The organism is Gorillibacterium sp. sgz306347, from assembly GCF_059735245.1.
On sequence record NZ_JCAPET010000084.1, the window covers coordinates 1 to 8,190 of the forward strand.

The window sequence follows — 8,190 nt, forward strand, 5'->3', positions numbered from 1 at the left end:
GCTCATCCAGCTGCCCCTAAAGCAGCGGATCGCCGACCGGCGGGCCTACCGCTCCCGGATTGCTGGCAGCAACCCCAAGGAGGGACCCAGCCCGGCTTTTGTCCGGTCATCGGCAACCGTAAAAAACAGCCGGAGCCGCTCTGCGACCCGCCGCCGCCCGGCGGCGCCAAAGCCCGGCGGGAGAGTCTCGCCAATGCGGCACAGACAAAAAGAGCCTTCGTCCTCTCTCGGACGAAGGCTCTTCTGCAGGAACCGCATCGCGAATGAGTTCCGGCTGCTCTTCTATGCCGTAAAATGCTGGTTGGGCAAGACTCGTTCAGCGAGAACTAGGCAGAGAAACCAGCTGATAGATGCGGAGTACCCGAAAGTCCTCCCACCAATCGCGCCAGTCGAAGCCCTCCTACCAATCACGCCAGTCGAAGCCTTTCTACCAATCAGTCGAGCTGGAGGAGGCCAGGCCGTAATTGCAAAAAAGCACTTAATTTTAGCAAAAAGATTGAATTTTACCCGAATAATTGCAAAAAAGCAATTAAAACTCGGTTTTTGGTCCTAATCAACGATTTCGCAGGAAATAAGTGCAGATTTGAAATTATTGTGTGCAGATGGGGAGATGGAATAAAAAATAGTTGCCGAATTGCACTTATTTGCGTCGCCGCTTTCAACCCGCGCTCGTTTTATTGGGGACGCCGTTTCCAAATCCTTATTCGAATCCCACTGGGACCATCGCTCCCGGCCGGATTACGGCTCGATCCCCCAAACCACCACTCCGTTGTGAAGCAGCACCACATGATCCCAATCGGTAAATTGCAGCTTCGTCGGGTCGTATGAGTAGTCGTTGGCTTCGTTGTAGGCGCTCCAGTCGTTTTTGTTCACGCGGGCCTGGATCTCGCCGGTAGAAGCGCCCGGGGCCAGCTTCCCGGCTCCCGGCAGGAATGAAAGTTCCAGGTAGTAATCCGCGCCTGTCTTCACTGTAGCCATTTTGGCCAGCGTGCCCGTTACGTTGCCGCTTCCGACCGCCGCGTAATCGCAGTGGAAGGTCTGCGGCTTCTCTCCGTTGATTGTGTAATAATACCGGATTTTCAGATCCGCCAGAGAAACCGTCTCGGTTCCCTGATTGACAATCTGGAATTGCGGTTTAAACTGCACATCCGCCGCGTTCGTGTCCCCCGCCCGGTATTGCAGCTTCAGACCCGACGCGGCTTGCTTGGGCGTTACCGCTACGGCGGCGGAATTCGGGCTTTCCCCCGCCGCATTTGTTGCACTGACCACGTAATAATAAGCCGTCCCGTTGGTCAGTCCGGTGTCCTTGAAGGCCGTCGCCGTTACCGTCGCCACGGTTGTGAAGGGGCCGCCGCTCGCGGACGCCCGCTTCACCTTGTAGGCCGTCGCGGTCGGAGCGGCGTTCCAGGTCAGCTCGGCGCTCGTATTGCCTGCCTTCCCGGCGAGGCCGGTCGGAGCCGGAGGCGCCTTTGGCTCGGGAACCGGAACGGTGACGCTGACCGTGTTGGATATCGTTGCGCCGGCGGCATTCTTGGCGGCTACGCGATAGGAGTAAGCGGTTCCGGCCGCTACCGACGTGTCGGTATAGGAGGTGCCGGTCAGACCGCCGGCTACCGGCGCAAACGGCCCGGCAGCGGAGGCTGCGCGCTCGACGTCATACCGCTGCGCTCCCGAGGAAGCGGTCCAGCTCAGCGTCACGCCCGCTTCTCCGGCCGTCCCCGTAAGGGTAAACGGCCCCGGCAGCGTCACGCCCTGCCCGTAAGTTTTCAGATCCGGCAGCTCGTCGAGCGTAATGACATACGGGTGCTTAAATACGTTCTGGATATGAGCGGCGCTGTTGTAGCTCCCGTTGCGGATGAAATCCCCGTACCAGGTGGCGAACCAGCTCCAGTCGGCCTGGAACAGCTGGAGCAGATCGGGGTCGGGAATCGCGCTGTTTTCCGTCATGGCGACCAGTTTATGGTCGCCGACCAGCGCCAGCAGCTCCTCATATTTGCCGATTTGGGGGTTGTAGTCCCCCGCCTGCGGATAAGAGTCGAAGCTGACGATGTCAACGTAGGCGTCGCCCGGATACCAGGCGGCCGAGACGGAATTCCATACCCAGATCAGGTTGTGCAGCCCGTGCAGGTTGGTCAGCCGGTCATGCAGGAGCCGGTAAAGCGCCTTCGCCGGCTCCGGCCCTTTGGCGCCCCACCAGAACCAGCCCCCTTCCGCTTCGTGAAGCGGACGGAACAGCACCGGCACCTTGGCGTCCCGGAGCTTTTTCAGCTGTACGGCAATGGCGTCAATGTCCCGCAGCAGCAGCTGGTAATCGGCGGAAGCCGGGTCGCTCAGCGCCGCGGCAAGGTCAAACGTCGTGGCCTCCGTGTAAAAGCCCCTCCACCATTCTTTTCCGGGCTGGTCGATCAGCCCGCTCGGCGCGTTCCAGTGCCACAGCATGCTGACGATGCCGCCCTGCCGGGACCACCACTGGACCGCTTTTTCCGATTCCGTTGAAACCGTCCCCCGCTCCACGCGGGACGGCGAATAATCGATCAGGTCAAACGAGACGAGCGCCGGGTACTTGCCGGTCTGGGCATAGATCCATTCCGCCTCATGCAGCTCCTGCTGGCCGGAAATAATGGAATGCCCGTACTGGTCCACCAGATAGCTCATCAGCGACTTTGCTTCCGCCGTCGCCAGAGGATCGTTTAGCGTTTTGGTTACGGCGTGGGGTGGCCGGGCGGCCGCGGGCGCCAGCTTGATGTAGTCGATTTCGTACCAGCCCCAGCCCGATTCGAGGCGGATCGTGCTTGCGCCTGCCGGAAGCAGCAGCTTACCGGCCCCCGTTTCGCCGAACGTCTCGGTCAGGGCAAACGAGTATTCGCCGTTGGGCTGGCCGTTCAGGTACAGGTTGCCGCGTTTGTCGCCGTACGGCGCGCGGAACCCGATGGTCAGGCTGTACAAACCGGCTGCGGGGGCGGTAACGTCAAAAGTAACCGAATCGCTGGGGCCGTCAAACCCTTTTACATACCCGTCGCCCGAAAAACCCGCTACCTCCGCCGATACTTCAACACCGTTCAATGTCGCGTCTTCCGCTTCATAGACTGCCGTTGTCCCGTCCGCCGCTGCGGGAACCGCGAATCCGATTCCGGTCAGCGTCAAGATCACCGCCATTGCCAGCTTCAGCCATGCCGTGCGCTTGCCGGGAGCTTGCTCTCTCTTCAACCAACATCCCTCTTTTCGCATCGTTTTGGGCCCGGTGAAGGCAGACCTGCGGCGCCTCCTTGTGAGCCCTTTCATGGCTATGAGCCGGAGCCTCGGTTCATGCCGGACGAAAAAGAGAAAGTCGGAAGAACAATAACACGGCGGGACCGTTTAAAAGCCGGACGGCTCTATTCGGCGCCGCCCTCCAGAACAAGCACCCAATCGCAGCCGCGTCCGCTCGCCGGCGGCCGGAATTCACGCACGGCCCCCGCATTGGCATGTATGCCCGCCGGCAAATATTCGCCCGTTCGGGGATCAAACCAGCTTGCCGCGACGGTGCCGCCGCGGATTCGGCCCATCAGGACGGAAACCGGCAGGCCGTTCGGCGTGTACACCAGCGCATACCGCTCCCCGCGAAGAGCCGTCATGTAGTTGGCTCCTTCGTACTGAACCGCCAGCAGGCTTTGGTCCGGCCGCCGGTCTTCCCACGACCGGTTTTCCAGCAAATCGCGCGCATGGCGCATGCACCGGGCGCCCGGTCGGTCAAGCGCGTTTTTCCAGTCCAGAATCGTGTAATCCGTCGGCTCGGTCGTCATCGACCAGACGGAATGATGCCCGTACGTATGACCAAACGCGCCGGAAAATAACGCGTAATACGCCGCGGTCCGGACATCCGCCTCGTCGAAGTAACCGTTGGCGGCGTTAAAGCCGCGCGGATGGTCCTCGTAGCAGGGCTCGCCGTCCAAAACAGGCTTGACGGGCAGCCGTTCGTAATCCTTTGCGAGCTTGACGTAATTGTCCCGGTTTCCTTCGCTGTGCCCGGATTGCAGCATGTTGAAATCGAGCCAATCCTCGTCGTGCATGCGCTTGGCGGAGGATTCTCCTCCTTCCGGATGGTAGGTGCGCAGATGGCTTCCCCCGTCCCCTTCCGCCAGCCCTTCGGCAAGCGCCTGAACAATCTCAAAATGAATCCGCTTGTCCAGCGGACGGTCCCCGCCGAGAACCCAAACCAGATTCGCCGCGTTCCGGTAGCGTTCGCCGAGCCATTTTCCGTAAGCGTTTGCTTTAGGCGGATCAAAAATTTCCGGCCCTTTCCCCCACGCCTGATGATACTTGTCCCCCCAGGTCGGCAAAAAAGCCACGTACAGGCCGAGCCCGGCCGCTTTTTCCAGCACAAAGTCCACATGATCCCAGAAGGAATAGTCCCCCTCCAGATCGGGAAGACGCGGGTCGTACTCTCCCTCCCCATTCTTCAAAAGCGGCAAACGCCCATAGGCGTTGCCGGTGGTAACACCCTCAAGCTCGGCCAGCCCAACCGCCTGGATGACCGTATAGCCTTGCTCCGACCGGCGCTTCAGGTAAGCGTGCGCCTCTTCCCGGTCCAGTTTGTGAAACAGCTCCCAGGCCGTATCCCCCAGCCAAAAAAACGGCGTTCCGTCCTCCCGGACCAGGTACCGGCGGTTTTCGCTGACGCGCAAGCGCTGCAGGTTCATCGCATTCTCTCCTTTTTTGGGAAAGCTTTTTTACCAGTATACCTTTTTTACCCGGCTCCCGCAGATGGAAGGTCCCTCAACTCCGGCATTGGCCGGCTTCGGTTTCCCTCCGCCCGCTTGTGCAGAACCCTAACTCCTTCGCGCTCCCCGCAAACAACCATACCGCTTGGCATTGCCCTTAATATGCTGTCGGGAAGGGAGATGAAACTACAAATTGGCGGTATCGTTCGAAAATTTGCTGGCCAACGGCAGCTTTGAAACAGGCTCTCTCCTCCCTTGGGCGTCTTATAACGCAGGCATCTCCGGCGTCGCAAAGGTCGGCGATTACAGCGCCCAGTTAAACGGATTGGCTTATTCATCGCTGCTTCAGACCATTTTTATCCAGCCGGGAGAAAGCTATCTGCTTTCCGCATCGTTCGCCAAGCTGGGAACGGGTGTGCAGGATGAAGTTGTGGTCAACGTCAATTATTACACGGCGGGCTACGTGCTGATCTCGAATGCCCTCAGCTTTACGCTGCCGGCCGGGTCACTGCCAAATGCCTCAGCCGGACAAAGCTGGCAAACCGTCCTGGAAGCAACGGCCGTTGCGCCGGCCAATGCGGCATATGCTTCCCTGATCATTGAAAAGCCTTGGGCGGCCGGCACGGCCAACGTTTTGCTGGATGAGCTTTCGATCATTCAGGCGACTGCGACAGGCGCCGTTGGCGCGACCGGGGCTACCGGAGCGACGGGCGGCGTTGGCGCGACCGGAGCCACCGGGGCGACGGGCGGCGTTGGTGCGATCGGGCCTACTGGAGCCACGGGCGGCGTTGGCGCGACCGGAGCCACCGGGGCGACGGGCGATGTCGGACCCACAGGACCGAGCGGCGCAACTGGCGTGACGGGTGATGTCGGTGCCACAGGTCCAACCGGCGCTACTGGTGCGACAGGTGACGTCGGTGCGACAGGTGACGTCGGTGCCACAGGTCCAACCGGGGCGACGGGCATCACAGGTGACGTCGGCATTACTGGACCAACCGGTGCTATTGGCGAAACGGGTGATGTTGGTGCCACAGGACCGACCGGCGCTACTGGTGCCACAGGTGATGTCGGACCCACGGGACCGACCGGCGCTACTGGCGTGACTGGTGAGGCCGGCCTCACGGGACCGACCGGCGCTACTGGCGTGACGGGTGACGTCGGCCCCACAGGACTGACCGGCGCTACTGGCGTGACAGGTGATGTCGGACCCACAGGACCGACCGGCGCTACTGGTGCTGCGGGTGATGTTGGCGCCACAGGACCAACCGGCGCAACGGGAGCAACGGGTGACGTCGGTGCCACGGGACTAACCGGCGCTACTGGTGCGATGGGAGACGTCGGTGCTACTGGACCAACCGGCGCTACTGGTGCAACGGGTGACGTNGGTGCCACGGGACTAACCGGCGCTACTGGTGCGATGGGAGACGTCGGTGCTACTGGACCAACCGGCGCTACTGGTGCAACGGGTGACGTCGGTGCCACGGGACTAACCGGCGCTACTGGTGCGATGGGAGACGTCGGTGCTACTGGACCAACCGGCGCTACTGGTGCAACGGGTGATGTTGGTGCTACTGGAGCAAACGGCGTAACTGGTGCGACAGGTGACATCGGCCCCACCGGACCGACCGGTGCAACAGGTGACACAGGTGACATCGGCGCTACAGGACTGACCGGGGCTACTGGCTCCACGGGGGACATCGGCGCTACAGGACCGACCGGCGCAACGGGAGCAACGGGCGACGTCGGTGCTACAGGTCCAACCGGAACTACTGGTGCGACAGGTGACGTCGGCGCTACAGGAGCAACCGGTGCTACTGGCGCTACAGGTGACGTCGGCGCTACGGGTGCAACTGGCGACGTCGGTGCCACAGGAGCAATCGGTGCGACGGGCACCACGGGTGATGTTGGCGCCACGGGACCGACCGGAGCTACTGGTGCTACTGGCGTCAACGGTGCGACAGGACCGTCCGGTACTACTGGTGCGACAGGCGATCTCGGCGCTACCGGACCGACCGGGGCTACTGGCGCCACAGGGAACATCGGGGCTACTGGCGCCACGGGTGATGTCGGCGCTACCGGGACAACTGGCGTAACTGGTGTGACAGGTGACGTAGGCGCTACGGGGCCGACTGGAGCAACGGGCGACGTCGGTGCCACAGGGCCGACCGGTGCGACTGGTGCTACGGGTGATGTTGGTGCCACGGGAACGACCGGTGTAACGGGTGCGACGGGCGATGTCGGACCTACAGGACCGACCGGCGCAACTGGTGCCACGGGCGATGTCGGACCTACAGGACCGACCGGCGCAACTGGTGCCACGGGCGATGTCGGACCCATAGGACCCACCGGTGTAACGGGTGCGACGGGCGATGTCGGTGCTACAGGACCGATTGGCGCAACTGGGGCTACGGGCGACGTTGGTGCCACGGGACCGACCGGCGCAACTGGCACCACGGGCGACGTTGGTGCCACGGGAACGACCGGTACTACTGGAGCTACGGGCGACGTCGGTGCCACGGGAACGACTGGCGCAACAGGTGACGTCGGCGCTACAGGAGCAACGGGTGCTACTGGTGCTGCGGGTGACGTCGGCGCTACAGGGCCGACCGGTGCGACTGGTGCTACGGGTGATGTTGGTGCCACGGGAACGACCGGTGTAACGGGTGCGACGGGCGATGTCGGACCTACAGGACCGACCGGCGCAACTGGTGCCACGGGCGATGTCGGACCCATAGGACCCACCGGTGTAACGGGTGCGACGGGCGATGTCGGTGCTACAGGACCGATTGGCGCAACTGGGGCTACGGGCGACGTTGGTGCCACGGGACCGACCGGCGCAACTGGCGCCACGGGCGACGTTGGTGCCACGGGAACGACCGGCGCAACTGGTGCCACGGGCGACGTTGGTGCCACGGGACCGACCGGTACTACTGGAGCTACGGGCGACGTCGGTGCCACGGGAACGACTGGCGCAACAGGTGACGTCGGCGCTACAGGAGCAACGGGTGCTACTGGTGCTGCGGGTGACGTCGGCGCTACAGGGCCGACCGGTGCGACGGGTGCAACGGGTGATGTTGGTGCTACAGGACCGAGCGGCGCAACTGGTGCCACGGGCGATGTCGGACTCACAGGAACAACCGGTACGACGGGCGCGACGGGCGTTCTTGGTGCCACGGGAACGACCGGTGTAACGGGTGCGACGGGCGATGTTGGTGCCGCAGGACCGACTGGTGCTACTGGAGCTACGGGCGACGTTGGTGCCACGGGAACAACCGGTGCGACGGGCGCTACGGGTGACGTTGGTACCACGGGAACAACCGGTGTAACGGGTGCGACGGGTGACGTTGGTGCCACTGGAACGACCGGTGTAACTGGCGCGACGGGAGATGTCGGTGCTACAGGAACGACCGGTGCGACTGGTGCTACGGGTGATGTTGGTGCCACGGGAACGACCGGTGCGACTGGTGCTACGGGTGATGTTGGTGCCACG

At 62.5% G+C, this 8,190-nt stretch carries 3 protein-coding genes and 1 pseudogene; 2 read left to right on the forward strand and 2 right to left on the reverse strand.

The window, feature by feature from the left end; genetic code table 11:
• Positions 1–738 precede the first annotated feature (738 nt).
• Both AC6I6H_RS22255 and AC6I6H_RS22260 read right to left on the reverse strand, forming a co-directional pair.
• Positions 739–3,207: a glycosyl hydrolase gene (locus AC6I6H_RS22255; protein ID WP_497956766.1), complete on the reverse strand. Its 2,469-nt coding sequence runs from the start codon at positions 3,205–3,207 to the stop codon at positions 739–741.
• Between the two features lie 167 nt (positions 3,208–3,374).
• On the reverse strand, positions 3,375–4,679 hold the full coding sequence (locus AC6I6H_RS22260; RefSeq protein WP_497956767.1) for a glycoside hydrolase family 140 protein: 1,305 nt from the start codon (positions 4,677–4,679) through the stop codon (positions 3,375–3,377).
• A gap of 235 nt (positions 4,680–4,914) precedes the next feature.
• On the opposite strand from AC6I6H_RS22260, the pseudogene AC6I6H_RS22265 reads away from it, so the two are divergent.
• Together AC6I6H_RS22265 and AC6I6H_RS22270 are read left to right on the forward strand one after the other, a co-directional pair.
• Positions 4,915–5,349: pseudogene (locus AC6I6H_RS22265) on the forward strand (NTTRR-F1 domain); the annotation flags it as partial.
• Positions 5,350–6,027: 678 nt separating this feature from the next.
• Positions 6,028–8,190: beta strand repeat-containing protein (locus AC6I6H_RS22270; protein ID WP_497956768.1), on the forward strand; the 2,163-nt coding region annotated here is incomplete at its 3' end.